The following is a 23,369-nucleotide window of genomic DNA, read 5'->3' on the forward strand; positions in this document are numbered from 1 at the left end:
AGAGGTCGAGAAGGGGAGGCGCCATGGCCGCGTACCGCATCCTCACCGACGAGCAAGCCGAGCACTTCCTCCAGCGGGGCTACGTCGTCATCCGAGAGTGCTTCAGCCGAGAAGCGGCGGCTGAGTTCACCGACTCGGTCTGGACTCGCCTGGGATACGACCCCCACGACCCGTCCACCTGGGCCGAGCCGTCGGTGCACATGCCCACCCACCGGACCGTCGAGGTCAAGGACTTCGCACCCAAGGTCTGGGCGGCGGTGTGCGACCTGCTCGGTGGCGAGGACCGCATCGCCCAGCCATACCTGTGGGGTGACGGCTTCATCGTCAACCTGTTCGAAGGCGCCGACCGCCCCTGGCAGCCGCCGTCACCGGAAGCCCGTGGCTGGCACAAGGACGGCGACTTCTTCCGCCACTTCCTCGACTCCCCCGAGCAAGGTCTGCTCACTCTCGTGCTCTGGTCCGACGTCCGCCCGCGAGGCGGCGCGACCTTCATCGCGGCGGACTCGGTCGGACCCGTCGCTCGCTACCTCGCCGAGCGGCCGGGCGGCGTCCGGCCCGACGAGTTCGACATCCCCGCGCTCATCGCCCAGTGCTCCGACTTCGTCGAGGCGACCGGTCGGGTGGGTGACGTCTACCTCCTCCACCCGTTCGTCCTGCACGCCAAGGCGCAGAACCTGCTGCGGCTGCCGCGGCTCATCACCAACCCGCCGGTCCACCTCGCCGAGCCGATGCGCTTCGACCGCGACCCCGACGAGCTGTCGCTCGTGGAGCGGGCGGTGCTGCGTGGCCTGGGCGTGGACAGCTACACCTTCACACCCACCGCCCCACGGGAGCGGATCACTCCTGAACGGGTCCGGCGGCAGGAGCGGATGTTGGCCGAGGAGCGACGCCGGCTCGCCGCCGGCCTCGGCGACGCGGCCCGGTGACGACGTGCCTCGGTGACGGAGCCGACGACGTGCCGCGGCCGGGGCCTCGCTGTCGAGAACCCTCAGCGCAAGCCCAGGAGGTGCTCGAGGCCCACCGTCAGACCCGGCCGGTCGACGACCGACCGAACGGCCAGTAGGACACCCGGCATGAACGACGTCCGGGACAGCGAGTCGTGCCGGATGGTGAGCGTCTCGCCGTGGCCGCCGAACAGCACCTCCTGGTGCGCCACGAGCCCGGCGAGTCGCACGCTGTGCACGCGGATGTCGCTCACCCGCGCGCCTCGCGCGCCCTCGACCTCCTGGGTGGTGGCGTCGGGCGGCTCACCGAGACCCGCCGCCTTCCGCGCGTCCGCGACCAGGTCGGCGGTCCGCGCTGCCGTTCCGGACGGCGCGTCCGCCTTGCCCGGGTGGTGAAGCTCGACGATCTCGACCGACTCGAAGTGCGGGGCGGCGAGCTCGGCGAAGCGCATCATCAGCACCGCGCCCACGGAGAAGTTCGGTGCGATCACAACGCCGACCCCTGGCGCGCCGTCGAGCCATCCGCGCACCGTTTCCAGCCGCTCAGTCGTGAAGCCGGTCGTGCCGACCACGGCGTGCAGACGGTTGTCCACGCAGAAGCGGAGGTTGTCCATCACCGCGTCGGGATGGGTGAAGTCGACGACGACCTGGGCACCTCCCGCGACGAGTTGGTCCCTCGGGTCGCCCACGTCCACCTGAGCCACGAGCTCCATGTCGTCGGCGGCACTCACCGCTCGACAGACCTCCGAGCCCATCCGCCCGCGCGCGCCGAGCACACCCACCTTGATCGTCATCGACGTCCCTCTCTCGTCCGACACGACTCAGCGCACAGCCGACGCGAACCGCTCCGGGTCGTCGAACGGTCCGACCACCGCCAGCGACGGGGTCGCGGTGAGCAGCTCTCGCGCGACCGCGCGGACATCGTCCAGGGTCACCGCGTCGATCCGGCGCAGGATCTCGTCGACGCTCAACAGCTCACCGTAGACGAGTTCGGCCTTGGCCAGGCGCGACATGCGAGAGCCGGTGTCCTCCAACCCCAGCACCAGCGAGCCGCGCATCTGACCTTTCCCTCGCGCGAGCTCCTCCTCGGTGATGCCGTGCTCGGCGACCTTGGCCAACTCCTCCCGGCACAGCTTGAGCACCTCGTCGGCCTTGCTCGGCAGGCAGCCGGCGTAGACGCCGAACATGCCGGCGTCCGCGTAGTGGGAGACGAAGGAATAGACCGAGTACGCCAGGCCCCGCTTCTCGCGAATCTCCTGGAACAGCCGGCTCGACATGCCGCCGCCGAGCGCGGCGTTGAGCACGCCCAGCACGAACCGCCGTTCGTCCGTGCGAATCAACCCGGGGACACCGAGCACGAGGTTCACCTGCTCGGTCGACCGGGAGACCAGACCCACCTCGCCATGCCGTACGGACGGCCCCGCGCCACCGACGCGTGGCGGCGCCGGGGAGGCCTCGCCGTCCAGCGAAGCGCCGAACGCCTCGCGGACCAGCCGAACCACTTTCCGGTGGTCGACGTTGCCAGCCGCGGACACCACCGTGACCGGAGGTCGGTACCGGCGCCGGTAGTACGTGACCACCTGGCGGCGCGTGAGCGCCTGAATGGACTCCACCGTGCCGAGAATCGGCCGGCCCAGGGGCGAGTCACCCCACAGCTGCCGCGCGAAGACGTCGTGCACGGCATCGGACGGGTCGTCCTCGTGCATGGCGATCTCCTCGAGGATGACGCCCCGCTCGCTCTCCACGTCCGCGGAGGCGAGGACGGAGGAGGTCACCATGTCGCAGACGACGTCCACGGCCAAGGGGAGGTCCGTGTCGAGCACCCTGGCGTAGTAGCAGGTGTACTCCTTGGTGGTGAAGGCGTTCATCTCGCCGCCCACCGCGTCGATCGCCGAGGAGATCTCCAGGGCGTCGCGCCGCTTGGTGCCCTTGAACAGCAGGTGCTCCAGGTAGTGGCTGGCGCCTGCGAGCGAAGGTGTCTCGTCCCGCGACCCCACGCCCACCCAGACACCGAAGGTCACCGAGCGCACCTGCGGCATCGCCTCGGTGACGACACGGAGTCCACCCGGCAAGACCGTCCGGCGGACGATGCCGCCGTCCTCCTCCGTGAGCAGGGTCCTGGTCGTGCCGGGTGGTTGACTCGTGCGAAGCCGAAGGGAACGCGGGCTCACTTCTTGCGGGGCTTGTTGGAATCGTCGAGGACGGGCACGAGGGACAGCTTGCCACGTTCGTCGATCTCGCCGATCTCCACCTGCAGCTTGTCACCAACCTTGAGGACGTCCTCGACGTTCTCGACCCGCTTACCACCCGACAGCGCGCGCAACTTGGAGATGTGCAGCAGCCCGTCCCGGCCCGGCACCAAGGAGATGAACGCGCCGAAGTTCGTGGTCTTGACCACCGTGCCGAGGTAGCGTTCGCCGACCTCCGGCATCGCCGGGGTCGCGATGCCCGCGATCATGGCGCGCGCCGCCTCCACCGACTCGCCGTCGACAGCGCCGATGAAGATCGTGCCGTCGTCCTCGATGGTGATCTCGGCACCGGTGTCGTCCTGGATCTGGTTGATGACCTTGCCCTTCGGCCCGATCACCTCGCCGATCTTGTCCACCGGGATCTTCATCGTGAGGATGCGCGGCGCGTACGGCGACATCTCCGCCGGCGCGGAGATCGCCTTCTCCATCACGCCGAGGATCGTCAGCCGAGCGTCCCGCGCCTGCCGCAGCGCCGACGCCAGCACCGACGCCGGGATGCCGTCGAGCTTGGTGTCCAGCTGCAGCGCCGTGATGAAGTCCCGAGTGCCGGCGACCTTGAAGTCCATGTCGCCGAACGCGTCCTCAGCACCGAGGATGTCGGTCAGCGTGACGTACCTGGTCTCGCCGTCGACCTCGTCGCTGATGAGCCCCATCGCGATACCGGCAACTGGCGCCTTCAGCGGTACCCCAGCGCTGAGCAGGGACAGTGTCGAGGCGCAAACCGAACCCATCGAGGTCGAGCCGTTGGAGCCGATCGCCTCCGAAACCTGGCGGATGGCGTACGGGAACTCCTCACGGGACGGGAGGACGGGCACCAGCGCCCGCTCGGCGAGCGCGCCGTGACCGATCTCGCGCCGCTTCGGTGAGCCGACGCGTCCGACCTCACCGGTCGAGTACGGCGGCATGTTGTAGTTGTGCATGTAGCGCTTGGTGGTGTCCTCGGCCAAGGTCAGGCCGATGCGACGCTCCATCGACAGCATGTTGAGCGTCGTGACACCGAGGATCTGGGTCTCACCGCGCTCGAACAGCGCCGAGCCGTGGACCCGGGGCACCACATTGACCTCCGCCGCCAGCGGACGGATGTCGGTCGGGCCACGACCGTCGATGCGGACGCCTTCCCGCAGCACCCGGTCGCGGACCAGCTTCTTGGTCAGCGCACGCAGCGCCGCAGCGATCTCCTTCTCGCGGCCCTCGAAGTCGGCGCCGAGACGCTCCAGGGCCAGCGCCTTGACCTCGTCGAGGCGGTCCTCCCGCTCGGCCTTCTTCGAGATCGTCAGCGCCTCAGCGAGCTCGGACTGCACCGCCTGAGACACCGCCTCGTAGACGTCGTCCTCGTAGTCGTTGAAGAGCGGGAACTCCGCGACCGGCTTGGCGGCCTTCTCGGCGAGCTTGGCCTGGGTCTGGCACATGACGCGGATCGGCGCCTTCGCGGCCTCCAGGCCCTCGGCCACGACCTCCTCAGTCGGCGCTTGACGGCCGGACTGGACGAGGTTCCAGGTCGCCTCGGTGGACTCCGCCTCGACCATCATGATCGCGACGTCGCCGTCCTCGAGCAGCCGCCCGGCCACCACCATGTCGAACACGGCGTTCTCGAGCTCACTGCGCCGCGGGAACGCCACCCACTCGTTGTCGATCAAGGCCACCCGGACCGCGCCGACCGGGCCGGAGAACGGGAGGCCGGCGAGCTGGGTGGAGGCTGACGCGGCGTTGATCGCGAGGACGTCGTAGATGGCGTCCGGGTGCAGCGCCAGCACCGTGACGATGATCTGCACCTCGTTGCGCAGACCCTTGACGAACGACGGCCGCAGCGGCCGGTCGATCAGTCGGCAGGTCAAGATCGCGTCCTCGCTGGGCCGGCCCTCGCGACGGAACACCGAGCCGGGGATCTTGCCGGCCGCGTAGCTGCGCTCCTCGACGTCGACCGTCAGCGGGAAGAAGTCGAACTGATCTCTGGGCTGCTTGCTCGCCGACGTCGCCGACAAGACCATCGTCTCGTCGTCGAGGTAGGCGACGGCCGAGCCTGCCGCCTGCTGGGCGAGCCGCCCGGTCTCGAAACGAATCTTGCGAGGGCCGAAGCGGCCGTTGTCGATGACCGCCTCGACGCTGTGAATACCGGGACCCTCCACTGGGCGCCCTCCTCATGGTCGGGGAGCGTCGGCGAACCCAGGGTAGGAAGCGAAGCCGGTCTTCGATCGAGGCGCTCGGGACGCAGCCGTCAGCGGACAGCCCGAGGGCCACTACCGAGGACCGGCGAGCTCTCTGCCAGTGGTCGCCGACCGCTCCTGCTGTTGTGTGACCGGGAGCGGGACGAAGCACCGCTCCCGGGATATGTCGACCGCTACCGCCGCAGACCAAGCCGCTCGATGAGCGACCGGTAGCGCTCGATGTCCTTCTTTGCCAGGTAGTTAAGCAGCCGGCGCCGCTGCCCCACGAGAAGGAGCAGCCCGCGGCGGCTGTGGTGGTCGTGCTTGTGCACCTTGAGGTGCTCGGTCAGGTGGTTGATCCGATGCGTCAGCAGCGCGACCTGAACCTCGGGCGAGCCTGTGTCGCCCTCTTTGGTCGCGAACTCTTCAATGATCCGCTTCTTCGTGGCGGTGTCGAGCGACACGACGCTCCCTCCCATAGGTCCGTTGCGCGGCGCACCAGGGCACGTCCACCTGGGCACTCTCTGTCCGCGGCCGGTTCACGGCCCAGTCAGGTTATCAGCAGCCCCGCTCCCCGTCCGACTGGTGGTGGGATGACACCCGCTGAACGGCGCCCAAAGGGGCAGATAGCGGTCCGGTCGCTCTCCTGGAGCAGGCGCTCTCGAACCGGGCCGAGTGGGGCGCCGGTGGACGCCAGATCGGTTCGGCTCCGGGGGTTGTTCAGGGGCGGGGCACGTCGAGGATCTGCCGGATCCGCTCGACGTCCTCTCCCATCTGCGCGACCAGCGCCTCCACGGAGTCGAAGCGCTGCTGCCCACGAACCCGCTCGACGAAGCTCACCACAACCCGGACGCCGTACAGCTCGAGGTCGTCGCGGTCGAGGACGTACGCCTCGACCCGGCGGGGCTCGTGCCCGAACTGGGGGTTGGTGCCCACCGAGATGGCCGCGGGCAGCGGCGTGCCGGCCTTCGTGCCGTCGTCCACTCGGCGAAGCCACCCGGCGTAGACGCCGTCGGCCGGGAGTGCCATACCGGGCGAGGGGGGCACGTTCGCGGTGGGATAGCCCAGCTCACGACCGCGATGAGCACCTTCGACCACGGTGCCCTCGACCTCGAACAGACGGCCGAGCAGCTCGTTCGCGCCGGCGACATCGCCCTCCTCCAGCCGCTGACGCACGACCGTGGACGACACCGCCTCCGCCTGCGCGGGCCGATCGAGCTCGGCGTCAACCCGTCGGCTCAGTCCCTCGACGGTGAAGCCGAACCGTTCGCCCAGTCGGCGCAGCAAGGCGACATCGCCCTTCGCCTTGTGACCGAACCGGAAGTCCTCGCCCACAACGACGGCCACCGGCCGCAGCGTGTCGGTGAGTTCCCGCACGAACTCCTCAGCCGGCTGCTGGGAGCGCTCCTTGTCGAACGGGATCACCAGGGCGGCGTCGACACCGAGGGCCTCGAAGAGCTCCAGGCGCCGGTCCACCGTGGCCAGGAGTGGCGGTACGGCGTCGGGTCGGACCACCGCGGTGGGATGTGGGTCGAACGTGACCACCACCGCCTTGGCACCGTGAGCCCGCGCCTGCTCGACGGTACGCCCGATGACCCGCTGGTGGCCTCGGTGCACTCCATCGAAGACGCCGATGGTGACGGCTGTCGGCCCCAGGTCGGAGGGCACCTCGGTCACATCGTCCCAGCGTCGCATCAATCACGTCTCCGTCATGTCGTCCACCCACCGCCGGGTGGTCCGGTTCAGCCTGTCCAGGGTGCCAGACGGCCGGCAGCGACAGTGGTCGGTCCGGCCCACGCCGCGTGTCGTTCCTCGCCGCCCACCCGCTCAACCCGCGAACACGGCGACAGGCCGCGCGCCCTGCTCGGTGTCCTCGTACAAGGCCAGGAACCGGCCGTCCGGCCCGAACATCGCCACCCGACCCGCGCCGAGGCGCACATGGGGCAGTCGCTGTCCGAACCCCACCAGTCGGGCAGTCTCCGCGTCCAGGTCGTAGCGGGGGAACGTCTCGGCGGCAACCTCGGCGATCGGCTGGACCTGGAAGTCCTCCTCCAGCTCCGCCAAGGGCCGAGCTCGGTCGAGCCCATACCGGCCGACCCTGGTCCGGCGCAGAGCGCGCAGGTGGCCACCGACGCCGAGCTTGGCTCCCAGGTCACGAGCCAGAGCCCGGATGTACGTGCCGCTCGAGCAGTCCACGACCACGTCCAGGTCCACCTCGTCGCCCAAGCGGCGGATCTCTCGAACATCGAACCGACTGACCACGACGCGCCGGGGTGGCAGCTCGACCCGCTGGCCCGCTCGGACCTTGCGGTAGGCACGCTCGCCGCCGACCTTGACCGCCGACACCGCTGACGGCACCTGGAGGATCTCGCCGGTCAGCTCCGCGACGCCGGCATGGATCTGCTCGGTCGTGACGTGCCCGGCCGGTGTCCTCGACACCACCTCCCCCTCGGCGTCGTCGGTCTGGGTCGCGACGCCGAGTCGGATGGTGGCCTCGTAGGACTTGTCCTCCAGCGCGAGGTGTCCAAGCAGCCGCGTGGCGCGCTCAACGCCGAGCACCAGCACCCCGGTCGCCATGGGGTCGAGCGTGCCGGCGTGTCCGACGCGACGTGTCCTGGCCAGCCGCCGAACCCGGCTCACCACGTCGTGGGAGGTCATCCCGGCTGGCTTGTCGACTATGACGATCCCGTCGACCGCCACACTCACACACTCCTTGTCTTGAGGATCGCCCGATCTTCGGACCGCTCCGGTGAACGGCCGGCTCACCGAAGGACACGCCGGCGTCGGCCGTGTCCCTCGACGTCTTACTCCGCCTCAGAGTCATCCTCCGACGGGGTCCGATAAGGATCGGGGTCACCGGCGTACTGGGCGTTGGCCGCCCGCCGGGCCACCTCCGCGTCGGACTCCCGTGCCCGGCGCAAGAGATCCTCGATGTGCGCGGCGTTCTCCGGTACGGCGTCAGGCACGAACCGAAGGCTGGGCGTGTGCCGGAGCCCGAGCTGGCGGCCCACCTCGGACCGGATCATGCCCGTGGCGCTGGCCAGGGCCGCCGCCGTGCCCGCTCGGTCCTGGTCACCGCCGAACACCGTATAGAAGACCGTCGCGTCGCGCAGGTCCCCGGTGAGGCGGACGTCCGTCACGGTCACGAAGCCGAGTCTGGGGTCCTTGACCCTCCGCTCGAGCATTCCCGCGACGATGACACGGATCCGGTCGGCCAGCTGGTTCACCCGCGCTTGGTTCATCGCCATCCTCTCCTTGGCCTTCTCAGCGACGGATCCTGTCGTCCTTTGTCCGGGGTCGTGGACGTGCTCAGCTTCCCGCCAGCGACCGGTTGACGCCTAGTCGTCGGCGGAGAAGAGCTGCCTGCGTACGTCCAGGATCTCAATCTCCGGTCTGCTCGCCAGCAGGCGCTCCACGGCGTCGAGAACATCTCGGCACTGGCGCGCTTCCCCGCTGACCACCGCGACCCCGATCTCGGCGCGACGGTAGAGGTCGTGATAGCCGGTCTCGGCGACCGAGACACTGAACCGACGTTGGATCTCGGCCACGATCGGACGGATCGTGGAGCGCTTCTCCTTCAGGGACCGAACCGCCCCGAGGCGCACATCGGCGCACAACGTTCCCGTGAACACCTTGACTCCGACACGCCCTCGCGCGTCGACCCAGTGACGCCTGGCCAGGACCGGGTCCGGCAGCACCGGCCGGGCGCCACTGACCCCGCCGGCGGGCCGGTGGCTGGTCACTGTCGAGCGACCAGCCACCGGCCACCTCGGTCAGTCGCGGGGCTTCTCTCGCATCTCGAACGTCTCGACGACGTCGCCGATCTTGATGTCGTTGAAGTTCTGCAGGGTCAGACCGCACTCGAAGCCCTCACGGACTTCAGTGGCGTCGTCCTTGAACCGCCGCAGCGAGGCGATCTCGGTGTTGTCCGCCACGACGGCGCCGTCGCGGAGCAAGCGAGCCTTGGCGTTGCGTCGGATGACCCCGCTCGTGACGAGGCAACCGGCGATCGTGCCGAAGCGGCTGGACCGGAAGATCTCCCGGACCTCGGCGGTGCCGAGCTGGACCTCCTCGTACTCGGGCTTGAGCAGGCCCTTGAGGGCGGCCTCGACCTCCTCGATCGCCTGGTAGATGACCGAGTAGTAGCGGATCTCCACGCCCTCTTGCTCGGCGAGCCGCTCGACCGACCGGCTCTGCGCCCGGACGTTGAACCCGATGATGATCGCGTTGTCGATGCTCGCCAGGTTGACGTCGTTCTCGGTGACGGCGCCGACGCCGCGGTGCAAGATCCGCAGGTCGACCTCCTCGCCGACATCGATCTTGCTGAGCGCGTCCTCGAGAGCCTCGACCGAACCCGACACATCGCCCTTGATGATGAGGTTGAGCGCCTGGCGCTCGGTGAGCAGCTCGGTGAGGTTCTCGAGGCTGACCCGCGGCGACCGCTTCGCGAACGACGCGTTGCGCTCGCGCGCCTCCCGCTTCTCCGCGATCTGACGCGCCACGCGGTCGTCGGGGACGACCAGGAAGTTGTCGCCAGCACGGGGCACCGACGACAGACCCAGGACGAGCACCGGCCGAGACGGCAACGCCTTGTCGACCTGCTGGCCGTGCTCGTCGAGCATCGCCCGGACGCGCCCGTACGCGGGACCGACCACGATCGAGTCGCCGACCTTCAACGTGCCTCGCTGCACCAGCACCGTGGCGACCGGGCCACGCCCCTTGTCCAGGTGGGCCTCGACGGTGACACCTTGGGCGGCCTGGTTGGGGTTCGCCCTGAGGTCGAGCGTCGCGTCGGCGGTCAGCACGATCGCCTCGAGCAGGTCGTCGAGGTTGAGTCGTGCCTTCGCCGAGATGTCGACGAACATCGTGTCACCGCCGTACTCCTCCGGCACCAGGCCGTACTCGGTGAGCTGGCCCCGCACCTTGGCCGGATCGGCGTCGGGCAGGTCGATCTTGTTCACCGCGACGACGATCGGCACACCGGCGGCCTTGGCGTGGTTGAGCGCCTCGATGGTCTGCGGCATCACACCGTCGTCAGCGGCCACCACCAGCACCGCGATGTCGGTCAGCTGGGCACCACGCGCACGCATGGCGGTGAACGCCTCGTGACCCGGGGTGTCGATGAAGGTGATCTTGCGTTCCTCTCCATCGACCTCGGTCGACACCTGGTAAGCGCCGATGTGCTGGGTGATGCCACCGGCCTCCCGGGCCGCGACGTTCTCGCCGCGGATCGCGTCGAGGAGCTTGGTCTTTCCGTGGTCGACGTGACCCATCACCGAGACCACCGGCGGACGAGGCTGCAAATCCTCCTCGTCACCCTCGTCCTCGCCGAACTCGATGGAGAACGACTCGAGCAGCTCGCGGTCCTCGTCCTCCGGCGAGACGATCTCGACGTCGTAGTCGAGCTCGGCGCCGAGCAGCTGCAGGGTCTCGTCGCTCACGGACTGGGTCGCGGTCACCATCTCGCCGAGGTGGAACATCACCTGGACGAGCGCCGCCGGGTCAGCGCCGATCTTCTCGGCGAAGTCGGTGAGGCTGGCACCGCGAGGTAGACGCACCTTCTGACCGCCGCCGCGCGGAACCCGCACGCCGCCGATCGTCGGCGCCTGCATGTTGTCGAACTCTTGCCGCTTCTGCCGCTTGGACTTACGGCCACGTCGCGTCGGTCCGCCCGGGCGTCCGAAAGCACCCGCGGCACCGCCACGGCCGCGTCCGCCGCCGCGGCCACCGAAGCCTCCACGCGGCGGAGCACCAGCCGGTGCACCGCCACCAGGACGCCCACCGCCACCGAGACGGCCGATCCCGCCACCAGCGCGGCCGGGCGTGCCCGTGCGACCGCTCGGAGCACCTGCGCGGCTCCCGGCTCCACCGGTGCGAGCGCTCGGTCCACCGGAGCGGCCACCAGGTCCACCCCGACCGGCGGGCACGCCACGACTCATCGGCCTCGGCGGCATCATCGCCGGGTTCGGGCGTGGGCCACCAGGCCGGTCGTCGGCGCGTGGCGGCATCATCGCTGGGCTCGGCCGAGGGATGCCCGTGCGGTCCTCACGACGGGCAGCGGGCTCTTGACGCTCAGTCCGTGGACCACGCATGCCAGTCGTCGACGTGAACGGGTTGTTTCCAGGACGAGGCCCAGCCCCCGGACGTGGCGCGGCGGGCTTAGGCCGCGGCTGCTCGCCGGCGCGGACCGCAGGGCCGCCCGGCGTTGGTCCTGGCGGACCAGGCCGCGGCGGGGTCGGGACCGGCCGAGGTGTCGGCGCCTGGCCAGCACCCGCGTCGGTACCGGGTGCGGCCGGACGCGGCCGTTCCGCCGCCTGCTCGTCGGTGGGCTGTGGGGACGGTGTGCCGACCTTCGCCGCCGGGGACTCGGCGGGAGGAACGACTGGGGAGGTCGGACGAGACGGTGCCGGCTTGCCTCCGTCCGTGGGAGCCGGCGCGGCCTTCTCGGCCGCTGGCGCTTCCGCGCGAGCCTGCGTCGGGGCGGCGTCGGTAGCCGACGCGGTGTCGGCCTTGCCGTCACCCTTGCCGCTCGCGGCTGCCTCGGCAGCGAAAGCCTCCTTGAGCTTGCGAACGACAGGCGCCTCGACGGTCGAGGACGCCGACCGGACGAATTCGCCCAGCTCCTGGAGCTTGGCCATGACGGCCTTGCTCTCGATGCCGAACTCCTTCGCGAGTTCGTAGACCCGGACCTTTGCCACTGCTCTCCTTTGCCGGCCCGGGCCCCTCGCGGGTCCAGGCCGCTAGTTCCTGCGCGTGCTCATCGCTCGGTTCTCATCGAGTGGTCATGAGCCGCTCGACCCACTTTCTTGCTCGGGCGTCACCCGTCGCCGGGTGTCGCCTTCGTCAGGTGACGCGTTGGGTACCAACGCTGGCCTGTCGGGCTGGCGGGTGGTTGTCGCTCCCTGCCCCTCGACGTCTCGTGCCGCGATGTAGCGGCGGAGCACCTCCAGATCGACCGGCCCTTCCGCGCGGAGCGCCCGGGGAAAGGCCCGTCGCCGTTCGGCCAGTCCGAAGCATTCTCGTGTGGGGTGCACGTGCGCCCCGCGCCCCGGTGCGCGACCGGAGGCGTCAGGGAGCACCCAGGCCGCGTCGCCGTCGCGCACGAGAACGACTCGGAGCAGTTCGGACTTGTCCGTACGATGCCGACACCCAACACACATCCGCACCGTGCGCGGACGTGTGTTCGGCTCCTGACCCGTACGACCCACCTCGGGAGAGTGTACCCAGACCGCCGGAGTCAGCCGGTGGTGGATCTCCGCCGGGGCCGGGCCGCCGGGGCACAGGAGGGCGTTTCGCTACGGAACCCGCCGGAAGAAACACCACGTCGACCTGGTTGATTCCCGCTCCGCTCGGCTGGCGTGGCCCAATGCGGTCAGTCGTGCCCGACCACGGTCATGACGACGGTCCACTCGGGCGCCGGAGCGAGGGCGGTCCGGGAGCACGAGCCGCTCAGCGGGCCCGAGACAGCCGCACCACGTCGGCGAGCGAGCGCAGCCACGGACGAGCTGACAAACCGCGGACGGGACGGGCTGACGGGCCTACGTGGTCGGCTGCTGATCGGTGGTGTGTCCGGCGACGGCCGGTTCGGTGTCAGGCCGAATGTCGATGCGCCAGCCGGTGAGGCGAGCCGCCAGCCGGGCGTTCTGTCCCTCACGCCCAATGGCCAACGACAGCTGGTAGTCGGGGACGATCACCCGAGCAGACTTCGACGCCGGGTCGACGATGTGCACCTGGCTCACGCGTGCCGGCGACAGCGCGTGCTTGATGTACTCGGCCGGATCCGCCGACCAGTCCACGATGTCGATCTTCTCGCCGTTCAGCTCGCTCATGACGTTGCGGACCCGAGCGCCGAGCGGTCCGATGCACGCACCCTTGGCGTTGACCGCCGGATTGTGGGACCGCACCGCCACCTTCGTCCGGTGACCCGCCTCGCGCGCGATCCCGGCGATCTCCACGACCCCGTCGGTGATCTCAGGGACCTCGAGAGCGAAGAGCTTCTTCACCAGGTTGGGGTGCGTACGGGAAAGGGTGATCTGCGGGCCGCGGAAGCCCTTGCGGACGGCGACCACGTAGCACTTGAGCCGGGTGCCGTGGGTGTACCGCTCGCCTGGCACCTGCTCCTGTGGCGGCAGGACACCCTCGACCTTGCCGAGATCGACCAGGACGACCCGGGGGTCCTTCCCTTGCTGGATCACCCCGGAGACGATGTCGCCCTCCTTGCCGGCGAACTCGCCGAACATCTGGTCGTCCTCGGCGTCACGAAGGCGTTGCAGGATGACCTGCTTCGCTGTCGTCGCCGCGATGCGGCCGAATCCGGACGGCGTGTCGTCCCACTCGCGAACCGCGCCGGTCTCCTCGTCCACCTCCTGGGCCCAGACGGTGACGTGGCCGGTACGTCGGTCAAGCTCGACGCGCGCCCGCGGCTGCGCGCCCTCGGTGCGCTGGTAGGCGATCAAGAGCGCCTGCTCGATCGCCTCCGCCACGGCCTCGAGCGGGATCTCCTTCTCCCGCTCGAGCGCACGCAGGACGGCCATGTCGATGTCCATCAGCGGTCACCCTCCTCTGCCTCCGGCAGGTCGGATGGCTCCTCCGGGCCCGGCTCGGTGAACTCGACCTGGACCTTGGCCTTCGCCACCGTCTCGTACGGCACGCGGTGGCGGCGGCCGCTGACATCCAGCTCGGCGGCCTCCTCGTCGGCATCCGCGATGCGACCGACCAGCTGACTGCCGTCGTTGTGCACGACCTTGACGAGCCGACCGATGTTGCGCCGCCAGTGCCGGGGCATCGTCAACGGCCGATCGACCCCACGGGAGCTCACCTCGAGGGTGTAGGACCGTGCCCCCATGACGTCGCTGGAGTCCAGGACCTCGGCGACCCTGTTGGAGGCATCGGTGAGCTTGTCCAGCGTGACACCACCGTCAGCGTCGACGACCACGCGCAGCAAGGTGCGGCGTCCGGCGGGGATGAGCTCCACGGCCTCGACGTCCAGCCCTTCGTCGGCGAGGACGGGCGTGAGGAGGTGCGCCACCCGCTCACGGGTCGCCGAGCCGCTCGCCATGGTGCCCTCCTCTCTCCAGTTGTCCGCGGGCTTCCGACTGGGTGTTCCGTCGATCGTGTTTCCCCGGATCGTGGTCGCCTGATCGTCGACTGACCGTGGGCGCGCGCCGTCAACCACGTCTTTGTCCGGCCAGGTCAGCGTACCTGCCAGGAGAAAAGCCGATCAAACCGCGCGCGGTCGGGACCAGGCCACGAAGCCGCAGGTGACGCACCATCGGTCACGGGGTGTGACGCAGGTCGAGTGCGACCATCGCCGACCCGCACCGATTTCGAGCCATTCTCGATGATTGGGACTTCTTGTGTGCTGTCGGACGAGAAGGGCTTGTCGGATGAGCTCGTCGGATGAGAAGGTCGTCGTCTCCGCCAAGAGGGACGACCGCTTTCGGTAACGTCCCATTCGTGACCGTCCCGCCCACCGAGCGAACCTCGCACGACCCGAGGGGTGGACACCCACCGACCCGCCGCCGCGTCCTTCGGGTCGGCATGACCGTGCTCGGACTCTCCGGACTGGCTGGACCGGGGTTGGCCGGCTGCACCACCTCCTCGCCGGATGCCACGCCGGCCACGAAGCGACCCGCGGCGCCGGTGACCACTCCTCCGCCACCACCTCCGGACCCGGATCTGCCGGTCCTGTCCGCCGCCGTCGAGAGCGAGCGCCATCTCCTCTCGCTCTACACGGCAGCGTTGGAGCGTCTGCCCGATCTGCGCGACGACCTCGAGGAGTTCGTGCGACGCCACGAGGAGCACCTCGCCGCGCTCACCGCGCTGGTCGGTCCCGAGGTGGACGCGACCGCCGCGGGGCTCGCGACGACCGCACCCAGCACCACACCCCCCTCACGCTCCGAGACGCTCGCCGCGCTTGTGGCCGCGGAGAAGGCAGCGGTCACGGATCGGGACAAGGACCTGCGGGCGGTTCAAGGAGCCGATCACGCCCGGCTGCTGGCTGTCATCGGCGCCTGTGAGGCGACGCACGTGGTAGCACTCGACGAGCTGGTGGAGAAGCTGTGAGCCCTCGACCGAACACCCACAGCGAGATCGAGACGCTCCAGGCGGCTCTCGCCGGCGTCCACGCGGCGTTGTGGGGATACGGCGTTCTGGGACCTCGGCTGTCGGGCGAGGAGGAGGAGCGTGGCCGCCGCGCCTACGTCCGCTACCGCGAACTGCGTGACCACCTCGTGGCCTTGCTCAGCGAGCGGTCGGTCGAACCCGTCGCGGCAGCCGCCGGCTACACCCTCCCCTTCCCCGTCAGCGACGCCGCCTCGGCCCGACGGCTCGCAGCTCACCTCGAGGCCGGCTGTGCAGGGGTCTTCGCCGACCTGGTGGCGGGAGCGACGAGCGCCAAGCTCCGCGGCTTCGCGGCGAGCACCCTCCGCGAGTGCGCGTTGCGCCACCTCGCCTGGGGAGGCGCGCTCTCCGCGTTCCCCGGCCTGCCGCGGCCACCGGCCAGGACGGCGACCACGCCAACCCCCGACGCGCCGGCCCGCTGAGGAAGGCCGCCTGGCCGCCTCGTGCGCTGACCGCTGGCGCCGGGCTCACCACCTGGGGTCGTCAGGACAGCCGCCCGCCGCGCAGATGCTGACGTACGAGTGCGTAGAAGGTGTGCGCGTCGACGATCTCCACCGCCGCTTCCGGCGCCTGCGCGTGGAGCCTCTCCACGACCTCGCGATGCCAGCTCGGCGACTGCAGGATGGTCCGGACGCTGTGGAACGTCGGGGTCGACGGGGGCCCGCCGAGGTCGCCGCCCAGCGCCGCCGCCAAGGCGTCCGCCGCCGTGGCGGGATCGGCACGGGGCAGGTCAGGCCCCATGCGCACGTACGGCGTGTCACCCACCAGGCCGAGCGGCTCGACCTTCTGCGCGGCGAACCCGTCGGGAGAGAAATCGGAGTAGGCCCGGAGCGTCGCCGCGTCCATCGCCGGCGCGAACCCGTCGATGATGAAGCCGGTGACGGTGAGGTCCCACCGCTCGTAGTGCCGCCGGCAGTGGTCGCGCCAGACCTCGACCCCCGACGGGAGGCCGGAGAACTCGCGGGGCTCCTGGAGCATGCCGGGGTTGACGTAGCCGGCACCGCTGTCACCGGCCACGAACGTGTCCTGGGAGCTGGCGGTACGCCGAACCAGGTCCAGCGCCACCGGCATGCGCGCCGCCAGGTTCGGGTTGAACGCCCAGTTGAGCGGCACGCTGCCGCGCGCGGGGTCGTCCCACATGTACGGCAGCACCTGGTACAGCCAGGCCGCCGAGTCATAGTCACCGACGTAGAACATGACGTAGCGGCGCGGCGCGACCGTGTCGTCCTCGGTCACGAACCCGCGCGCCCGAAGGTCGGCCAGGCTCGGGCGTGGACCTTGCGGATAGCGCGGACGCAACGGCGCGTGGGCGAACACCGAGGCGTTGGCCATCGCGTCGAGGTGCTCCGCGTCGGCGTCCAGGTAGGCGTTGTACGCCGACGCCAGCTGCACGAAGCGCCACTCGGTCGGGACCGGGTCGTGGTGACCGCCCCCCGACCCGAAGGTCGTGTACTTGTACGCCCAGGGGACGAAGCCGTGCACGGGCGCCAGCCCGCCGCGGGTGCGCTGGTAGGCCACCCGAAGGATCTCCTGCAACGTGCGCTGGTCCGTTCCCAGCGGCTGGTCGGGGTCGTCGACCGGCGTCTCATCGTCCCAGGGCAGCAGGTCGAAGAAGAACCCACGTCTGGCCACCAGGTAGTCGTGGTTGGTCAGCAAGCACTGCGGCAGCTTGCCCTGCGGACCGCGCAGCCAGAACGAGTCCAGGTAGTAGCCGAACTCCGGTGCGCACCGACCGGTGCGGAGGAACCGCTCCACCGCCCAGATGTAGGCGTCGCACTTGGCGCTCCCGGTGGATTCGCGTCGAGTGCCCGGAATCCTCCCCCGCCCGGTGAACAACGATCGGCCGTCCTCGCGGACGAGCCGTACCACCGGAGGTAGGCGCAGCGGACCGGCGACGCCGATGAAGCTCCGGTACAGCGACCCTGGGGTCGGGTCGTAGCGCACGGCCACCAGGTCCATGGCACCGGCGACCGTGGAGGCGACATTGGAGGTCGCTGGAACGGCCGGGTCCCACACCACGGCGCCGCGCAGCAGCGGACGGAACACCGAGACGAGCTCGTCGAGCGAGCTCAGCACGCGTACCGGCCGATCGGCGAGGAAGCCACCGGACTCGAGGGTGCGCGACAGCCAGTAGTCGTCGATGTCGATCGTGCCGAGCTCGTTGTGGGTGACGAAGTGCACGTGGAGTCGAGGCAAGTCGCGGTTGACGATGCCCTGGAGTGTCGCGACGAAGTGCAGCTCGTCGTAGGCACGGGCAGCCTGCGCCGGATCGTCCAGGTCCAGCTGGTACAGGTGCGCAAGGTCGTACAGCCACAAGGGCTCCGTGACCGTCGCCGCTGAGGCCGCCTCCGGCGCGAGAGTGCCCATTCCGACCCCTACCCCAGCCAGCCCGCCGAGGAAGCCACGCCGGCCGATGCGTCGCGCAGGTCGTTCCCCCGAGAGTGTCATGGGTTCCTCCCCCGAACGGACGCCGCCACATGGCTGTCACGTCGTCGTGACGTTCTGCCATGTCAGCGTGGCGCGGAGCGCCGGACAACTCCGGCGGCCGCTTCCGGTTGGCCGGATCACGCCACACGTGCACAGGTGCCCTCGACTGTGTCAGCGTGCCGCTGGCCTTTCTCGCAGGCTACGTGCGCGGTCCGTGATCGGGACAGTGAGCTCGGTGACGCCCCCACAACGGACGTTCGGCCCCTCCCTCGATGGGCCCACACTGGTCGGGAGCGAGGACACTGGACGGCGGCGGCCCGGCGCAGGCCACCTCGTCGTGGACCATGGGGACGCCCGCCGGGAGCGGCCAGATCGTTGGGAGCGGCCAGGTTGTTGGGAGGAGATGGCGCTAGGCACCAGACTCTGGGGAAGCCGACACCCGCTCCCACCGACAGGGACCTACGACGGCACGAGGACGGCACATGACGTTCACGACCCGACCTACCCTCCGCGGCACGTTCGGCATGGTGGCCTCGACGCACTGGCTCGCCTCCCAGGCGGCGATGGGCGTTCTCGAGCGGGGCGGGAACGCCTTCGACGCCGCCTGCTGCGCGGGATTCGTGCTGCACGTCGTCGAACCTCACCTCAACGGACCCGGCGGGGAGGTGCCCGCCATCGTCGCGACCGCTGACGACCACATCCCCAAGGTCTTGTGCGGGCAGGGTCCGGCTCCGGCGGGCGCGACGATCGCGCACTATCGCGACCTCGGCCTCGATCTGATCCCCGGCTCAGGTCCCCTCGCGGCCACCATTCCGGGCGCGGTCGACGCCTGGCTGCTCCTCCTTCGCGACCACGGCACGTGGCGCTTGCGTGACGTCCTGGCACCGGCGATTGACTACGCCCGCAACGGGCATCCGCTCGTCCCCGGCGCGGTGGAGACGATTCGCACGGTCGAGCGCCTCTTCGCCGAGCACTGGCCGACCTCCGCGGCCCTCTGGCTGCCGGACGGCGCACCGCCGAAGCCACACGCCCGGTTCGCCAACCCCACCTATGCCGACACCCTGGAGCGCCTGGTCAAGGAAGGCGAAGCGGCGGGACCGAGCCGAGAGGCGCAGATCGAGGGCGCCCGTCGAGCGTGGCGGGAAGGCTTCGTCGCCGAGGCCATCGACGCCTTCTCGCGCAAGGCGTTCCGCGACTCCAGCGGCCGCGACCACAGCGGCCTGGTGACCGCGCACGACATGGCGTCCTGGTCGGCGAGCTGGGAGCTCGCGACCACCCTGGAATGGCGCGGGCTCACGGTGGCCAAGACGGGACCCTGGGGCCAGGGGCCGGTGCTGCTCCAGGCGTTGGCGATCCTCGACGCGCTCGGGGAGCCCGGCGACCTGAACCTGCGTACCGAGCGCGGGATCCACTTCGTCGTCGAGGTGATCAAGCTCGCGATGGCGGACCGCGAGGCCTGGTACGGGGACGTCCTGGACTCGGCTCTGCCTACGCTGCTGTCGAAGGAGTACGCCGCTGAGCGGGCCAAGCTCGTCGGCGCCCTCGCGTCGGGCGAGCTGCGCCCCGGCGCACCGGACGGCCGGGCGCCACGGCTCCCCGAGCTGTACGCGGGACGGCGCCTGCTCAGTGCCGACCTCGCGGGTACCACGGGCGAGCCCACCGTCTCGGTGAACGGACGGACGCGTGGCGACACGTGTCACGTCTCAGTCGTGGACCGGTGGGGCAACATGATCGCGGCGACGCCGAGCGGCGGCTGGCTGCAGAGCTCACCAACGATTCCCGAGCTCGGCTTCTGCTTGGGGAGCCGAGCGCAGATGTTCTGGCTCGAGGAAGGGCTGCCCTCGTCGCTGGCCCCGGGACGACGGCCGCGGACCACCTTGTCTCCGACGCTGGTGCTGCGGGACGGCCGCCCGATCCTCGCCTGCGGCTCACCCGGTGGCGACCAGCAGGACCAGTGGCAGCTGCTCTTCCTGCTCCGGCACTTCGTCGAGGGCATGTCCTTGCAGGAGGCGATCGACGCCCCGGCCTTCCACACCAGCAGCTTTCCTGGCTCGTTCTACCCGCGCACGATGCAGCCGCGGAGCCTGATCGTGGAGGATCGTCTCGGCGACTCCTTGATCGGCGCGCTCGAACGCCGCGGCCACGTCATCACTCGCTCCGGTCCGTGGAGCCTGGGTCGGCTCTGCGCGGTGGCGCGGGATCCCGACACCGGGGTGCTGTCCGCCGCGGCGAACCCGCGCGGCATGCAGAACTACGCCGTCGGGAGGTGACGGCTCCCTCCACACGTGTCCGCCTGGTCTTGACAGAGCCCAGGTCGGTCAGGACGATGCACTGGCCTCGCCCCTGGGACCCGGGAGCGAGCGTCGAGTCAGGCTGCCCGACTGGCCTGCCCGGTGAGCGCGACGAACAGATGGAGGCGTGATGCTGCACATCACGAACGGCGACGTGGCCGCCGACCGCCTCCGCGAGGCCGGTGTCGAGGAGCCGATCCTCCCGTGGCGCGACGTCCTGCACGACGGTCCGGTCCCGGCCGGCCTCAGCGACACCGAGCTCGCCCAGGTGCGAGCCGCCTTCCTCGCTCGGCAAGGTTCCGTTGACGACGAGCAAGCGATCCTGCGCGATCTCCAGGTCCGAGACGACACACTCCGGCGACTCGCGGGCGAGCCCATCCTCTTGTGGTTCGAGGCGGACCTGTACGACCAACTGCAGATTCTGCAGGTCCTCGACCGTCTTCGGCGCCTGGACGTCGACCCGTCGACGGTCACCCTCGTCTGTGTCGGCGAACACCCGGGCCTGACCCGGTTCCTGGGACTCGGCCAGCTCGAGCCACGCGCCCTCCTCAGCCTTCGGGAGCAGGCGAGGCCACTGACGCCCGATGCCTTCGACGCCGCCGAAGCCGGCTGGGCGGCGTTCACCGCACCCGAGCCACGGGACCTGGCGGCCATGGCACGCGGCACCTCGGCGTCCCTGCCTTACCTGGGAGAGGCGTTCGGACGGCTGATGCGGGAGTACCCAGGCGTCTCCGACGGTCTGTCCCTCACCCAGCGAAGGATCCTGGCCGCCGTGGAGGCCGGCGCCGGGACGATGGGCGAGGTCTTCCGCTGGGTCGGGGAGCAGGAACGCCGGCCGTATCTCGGCGACCGGTCGTGCTTCGCCGTCATGACGGAGCTGGCGACCTGCCCGGAGCCACTCCTCACGCTCGGAGACGACGACACCGAGGAGGCTCGCGCCGTCCAGCTCACCCCCGCCGGCCGCGACGTGCTCGACGGTCGACGTGACCACCTAGCACTCAACGGCGTGAACCGCTGGATCGGCGGTGTCCACCTCACCGATCCGGAGACAGCCTGGCGCTACGACGAGCGGCGGGAGACGCTCACGCCACCACGCTGAGCACGGCGCCGCGCCAACCACGCCACGGGTCGAGGCATGGCGGTCGACGGCTCGGACGACCGGCGCTAGGGAACGGAGCCACGCCCCGACCGGAGCTACGACTCGGCGCAGACCTCGACGAGGTGGTCGGCGACCTTGTCGATCGGCAGGTCAATGCGCTCGCTGGTGCGGCGGTCCTTGACCTCGATCTTGCCGTCGACGATACGGCGGCCGCAGACGACGATCGTCGGGACACCGATCAGGTCCGCGTCGTTGAACTTCTCGCCAGGGCTCGCGCTACGACGGTCGTCGAGCAGGACGCGGATGCCGCGCGCGTCGAGGTCGGCCGCCAGCCGCTCAGCCACCTCGAACGGCTCGTCGGTCTTCCCGGTCGCCACGATGTGCACGTCCGCGGGGCTGACGGCACGAGGCCAGATGAGGCCCTTCTCGTCGTGGTTCTTCTCCGCGATCGCGGCCACCAGGCGGCTGACCCCGATGCCGTAGGAGCCCATCGTGACGGTGACCTGCTTGCCGTTCTCGTCGAGCACCTTCAAGTCCAGGGCTTCGGCGTACTTGCGCCCCAGCGCGAAGATGTGCCCAATCTCCACACCACGCGCCATCGTCAGCGACCCGCCGCACCGAGGGCACGGGTCGCTCTCGCGGACCTCGGCGGCCAGGATCGTGCCGTCAGGCTCGAAGTCACGCCCAGCCACCAGATCGATGACGTGCCGGTCCGGCTGGTTGGCGCCAGTCACCCAACGGGTGCCGGTGCCGACCCGGGGATCGACCAGGTAGCGAATCCCGGCGGGCTTGTTCGCGCCCAGCACCTCCGGACCGATGTAGCCACGCACCAGCTCGGGGTGGGCGGCGAAGTCCTCGTCCGTCGCCGGCTCGAGCGTCGACGGGTAGAGCTGCGCGGCCAGCCGCTTCTCGTCGACCTCGCGGTCACCGGGGACGCCGATCGCCAGCAGCTCCGACCCACCGCCGGGATGGGAGACCTTGACGATGACGTTCTTCAGCGTGTCGGAGGCCTGCCAGGGACGATCGTCGCGGCGCAGCTTCTCGTCAGCGTTGAGCAGCGCGACGAGCGACTCGATGGTCGGGGTGTCGGGCGTGTCCACGACCCGAGGAGCCGGCACGTTGTCGTACGGCTGAGGCTCGGCCGGCGGCACCTCGACCGCCTCGGTGTTGCTGGCGTAGTCACACGAGGTGCACTTGACGTAGGTGTCCTCGCCCACGTCGCACGGCGTCAGGAACTCCTCGCTCAGCGAGCCACCCATCGCTCCCGACATCGCCTTGACGATGACGTAGTCCAGACCGAGCCGCTGGAACGTCTTCTCGTACGCCTCACGGTGCTTGGCGTAGGAGCGGGCCAAGCCCTCGTCGTCGATGTCGAAGGAGTAGGAGTCCTTCATCGAGAACTCCCGGCCGCGGAGGAGACCCGCCCTGGGCCGCGGCTCGTCGCGGAACTTCCACTGGATCTGGTAGATCGACAGCGGCAGGTCGCGGTAGGAGGAGACGAGATCCTTCACCATCAAGGTGAACATCTCCTCGTGCGTGGGCCCGAGCAGCATGTCCTGGCCTCGACGGTCCTTCAGCTTGAAGAGGTCGTCGCCGTACTCCGTCCAGCGGCCGGAGCGCTCGTAAGGCTCGCGCGGCAGGAGAGCGGGCAGGTGGATCTCCTGGAAGCCGGCGGCGTCCATCTCCTCGCGGATGATGCGCTCGACGTTGAGGTGGGTCTGCCACCCCAGCGGCAGCCACGCGTAGATGCCCGGGGCGACACGCCGGATGTATCCGGCACGCACCAGCAGCCGGTGGCTCGGGACCTCGGCGTCCGCGGGATCCTCGCGCAGCGTTCGCAGGAACAGCGTCGACATCCGCAGGATCACGATGCTTCTCCTCAACGGGCGCAGGGGCGACGCGGTGCCGCCCGGGATTGTCGCCGAGAATACCCACCCACTCCTCGCCGCACGTAGCTGGTTTCGCCCGGCGCGTCGGGGTCAGGAGATCGCCCGCCCCGCGCCCTCCCACTCTCAGATCGGTCCCACTCTCAGATCGGTCCCACTCTCAGATCGGTGTCGACTGGCGAAGCCGTCCGTGATCACGGACGCTCG

19 protein-coding genes are annotated in these 23,369 nt (G+C 70.0%); 5 read left to right on the forward strand and 14 right to left on the reverse strand.

Going from position 1 to position 23,369, the window contains the following annotated elements:
- Positions 1-23 precede the first annotated feature (23 nt).
- The gene (locus DFJ64_RS02535) at positions 24-926 is read left to right on the forward strand and encodes a phytanoyl-CoA dioxygenase family protein (protein ID WP_115848976.1); all 903 of its coding nucleotides are present in this window, start codon (positions 24-26) and stop codon (positions 924-926) included.
- Between the two features lie 62 nt (positions 927-988).
- Here the strand turns inward: DFJ64_RS02535 and dapB are convergent, their stop codons facing one another.
- The 12 genes from dapB to rimP form a co-directional block, all read right to left on the reverse strand.
- Positions 989-1,738, reverse strand: coding sequence for a 4-hydroxy-tetrahydrodipicolinate reductase (gene dapB, locus DFJ64_RS02540; protein ID WP_115848977.1), 750 nt, complete (start codon positions 1,736-1,738; stop codon positions 989-991).
- Between the two features lie 27 nt (positions 1,739-1,765).
- Positions 1,766-3,115, reverse strand: coding sequence for a M16 family metallopeptidase (locus DFJ64_RS02545; protein WP_115848978.1), 1,350 nt, complete (start codon positions 3,113-3,115; stop codon positions 1,766-1,768).
- Complete coding sequence (locus tag DFJ64_RS02550; RefSeq protein WP_211310468.1) at positions 3,112-5,319, reverse strand: polyribonucleotide nucleotidyltransferase; 2,208 nt, start codon at positions 5,317-5,319, stop codon at positions 3,112-3,114. Before DFJ64_RS02550 ends, DFJ64_RS02545 begins: the two co-directional genes overlap by 4 nt.
- A gap of 212 nt (positions 5,320-5,531) precedes the next feature.
- Positions 5,532-5,801, reverse strand: a complete 270-nt coding sequence (gene rpsO / locus DFJ64_RS02555; RefSeq protein WP_115851770.1) for a 30S ribosomal protein S15 — start codon at positions 5,799-5,801, stop codon at positions 5,532-5,534.
- A gap of 256 nt (positions 5,802-6,057) precedes the next feature.
- On the reverse strand, positions 6,058-7,032 hold the full coding sequence (locus DFJ64_RS02560) for a bifunctional riboflavin kinase/FAD synthetase (RefSeq protein WP_115848979.1): 975 nt from the start codon (positions 7,030-7,032) through the stop codon (positions 6,058-6,060).
- 132 nt (positions 7,033-7,164) lie between these two features.
- Positions 7,165-8,037 (reverse strand): tRNA pseudouridine(55) synthase TruB, encoded by an 873-nt coding sequence (truB, locus tag DFJ64_RS02565; RefSeq protein ID WP_115848980.1) that lies wholly within the window; start codon positions 8,035-8,037, stop codon positions 7,165-7,167.
- Between the two features lie 104 nt (positions 8,038-8,141).
- Positions 8,142-8,579, reverse strand: a complete 438-nt coding sequence (gene rbfA, locus DFJ64_RS02570; RefSeq protein ID WP_211310470.1) for a 30S ribosome-binding factor RbfA — start codon at positions 8,577-8,579, stop codon at positions 8,142-8,144.
- A 96-nt stretch (positions 8,580-8,675) separates the two neighbouring features.
- Entirely contained in the window at positions 8,676-9,098 is a 423-nt protein-coding gene (locus DFJ64_RS02575; protein WP_245940917.1) for a DUF503 domain-containing protein, read from the reverse strand.
- A gap of 12 nt (positions 9,099-9,110) precedes the next feature.
- The gene (infB, locus tag DFJ64_RS02580) at positions 9,111-12,035 is read right to left on the reverse strand and encodes a translation initiation factor IF-2 (protein WP_115848982.1); all 2,925 of its coding nucleotides are present in this window, start codon (positions 12,033-12,035) and stop codon (positions 9,111-9,113) included.
- 84 nt (positions 12,036-12,119) lie between these two features.
- Positions 12,120-12,497 carry a YlxR family protein gene (locus tag DFJ64_RS02585; RefSeq protein ID WP_115848983.1) on the reverse strand — a complete coding sequence of 126 codons (378 nt, stop codon included), beginning with the start codon at positions 12,495-12,497 and terminating at the stop codon, positions 12,120-12,122.
- A gap of 378 nt (positions 12,498-12,875) precedes the next feature.
- Positions 12,876-13,883 carry a transcription termination factor NusA gene (gene nusA, locus DFJ64_RS02590; RefSeq protein ID WP_115848984.1) on the reverse strand — a complete coding sequence of 336 codons (1,008 nt, stop codon included), beginning with the start codon at positions 13,881-13,883 and terminating at the stop codon, positions 12,876-12,878.
- Positions 13,883-14,395: a ribosome maturation factor RimP gene (gene rimP / locus DFJ64_RS02595; protein WP_115848985.1), complete on the reverse strand. Its 513-nt coding sequence runs from the start codon at positions 14,393-14,395 to the stop codon at positions 13,883-13,885. The genes nusA and rimP overlap by 1 nt, the downstream gene beginning before the upstream one ends.
- 398 nt (positions 14,396-14,793) lie before the next feature.
- On the opposite strand from rimP, the gene DFJ64_RS02600 reads away from it, so the two are divergent.
- Together DFJ64_RS02600 and DFJ64_RS02605 are read left to right on the forward strand one after the other, a co-directional pair.
- Positions 14,794-15,402 (forward strand): hypothetical protein, encoded by a 609-nt coding sequence (locus DFJ64_RS02600; protein ID WP_115848986.1) that lies wholly within the window; start codon positions 14,794-14,796, stop codon positions 15,400-15,402.
- Positions 15,399-15,881, forward strand: coding sequence for a ferritin-like domain-containing protein (locus DFJ64_RS02605; protein WP_115848987.1), 483 nt, complete (start codon positions 15,399-15,401; stop codon positions 15,879-15,881). The genes DFJ64_RS02600 and DFJ64_RS02605 overlap by 4 nt, the downstream gene beginning before the upstream one ends.
- Before the next feature lie 61 nt (positions 15,882-15,942).
- Here the strand turns inward: DFJ64_RS02605 and DFJ64_RS02610 are convergent, their stop codons facing one another.
- Positions 15,943-17,907 carry a GxGYxYP domain-containing protein gene (locus DFJ64_RS02610; protein ID WP_115848988.1) on the reverse strand — a complete coding sequence of 655 codons (1,965 nt, stop codon included), beginning with the start codon at positions 17,905-17,907 and terminating at the stop codon, positions 15,943-15,945.
- Between the two features lie 461 nt (positions 17,908-18,368).
- Between DFJ64_RS02610 and DFJ64_RS02615 the strand changes: the two genes are divergently transcribed.
- Positions 18,369-20,156, forward strand: a complete 1,788-nt coding sequence (locus tag DFJ64_RS02615; RefSeq protein ID WP_115848989.1) for a gamma-glutamyltransferase family protein — start codon at positions 18,369-18,371, stop codon at positions 20,154-20,156.
- A 151-nt stretch (positions 20,157-20,307) separates the two neighbouring features.
- The gene (locus tag DFJ64_RS02620; protein WP_115848990.1) at positions 20,308-21,276 is read left to right on the forward strand and encodes a DUF1835 domain-containing protein; all 969 of its coding nucleotides are present in this window, start codon (positions 20,308-20,310) and stop codon (positions 21,274-21,276) included.
- Between the two features lie 95 nt (positions 21,277-21,371).
- Here the strand turns inward: DFJ64_RS02620 and DFJ64_RS02625 are convergent, their stop codons facing one another.
- Positions 21,372-23,144, reverse strand: a complete 1,773-nt coding sequence (locus tag DFJ64_RS02625) for a proline--tRNA ligase (RefSeq protein WP_115848991.1) — start codon at positions 23,142-23,144, stop codon at positions 21,372-21,374.
- Between the last annotated feature and the right edge of the window lie 225 nt (positions 23,145-23,369).

Origin of the sequence: Thermasporomyces composti, assembly GCF_003386795.1 — a bacterium.
GTDB classification, from domain to species: Bacteria; Actinomycetota; Actinomycetes; order Propionibacteriales; family Actinopolymorphaceae; genus Thermasporomyces; species Thermasporomyces composti.

What these genes read in the sequence shown, in the direction of transcription:
- DFJ64_RS02535 (WP_115848976.1), top strand. Translation starts at nt 24, where the DNA reads ATGGCCGCGTACCGCATCCTCACCGACGAGCAAGCCGAGCACTTCCTC.
- dapB (WP_115848977.1), bottom strand. Translation starts at nt 1,738, where the DNA reads ATGACGATCAAGGTGGGTGTGCTCGGCGCGCGCGGGCGGATGGGCTCG.
- DFJ64_RS02560 (WP_115848979.1), bottom strand. Translation starts at nt 7,032, where the DNA reads ATGCGACGCTGGGACGATGTGACCGAGGTGCCCTCCGACCTGGGGCCG.
- rbfA (WP_211310470.1), bottom strand. Translation starts at nt 8,579, where the DNA reads ATGAACCAAGCGCGGGTGAACCAGCTGGCCGACCGGATCCGTGTCATC.
- DFJ64_RS02585 (WP_115848983.1), bottom strand. Translation starts at nt 12,497, where the DNA reads ATGTGTGTTGGGTGTCGGCATCGTACGGACAAGTCCGAACTGCTCCGA.
- nusA (WP_115848984.1), bottom strand. Translation starts at nt 13,883, where the DNA reads ATGGACATCGACATGGCCGTCCTGCGTGCGCTCGAGCGGGAGAAGGAG.
- rimP (WP_115848985.1), bottom strand. Translation starts at nt 14,395, where the DNA reads ATGGCGAGCGGCTCGGCGACCCGTGAGCGGGTGGCGCACCTCCTCACG.
- DFJ64_RS02610 (WP_115848988.1), bottom strand. Translation starts at nt 17,907, where the DNA reads ATGACACTCTCGGGGGAACGACCTGCGCGACGCATCGGCCGGCGTGGC.
- DFJ64_RS02615 (WP_115848989.1), top strand. Translation starts at nt 18,369, where the DNA reads ATGACGTTCACGACCCGACCTACCCTCCGCGGCACGTTCGGCATGGTG.
- DFJ64_RS02620 (WP_115848990.1), top strand. Translation starts at nt 20,308, where the DNA reads ATGCTGCACATCACGAACGGCGACGTGGCCGCCGACCGCCTCCGCGAG.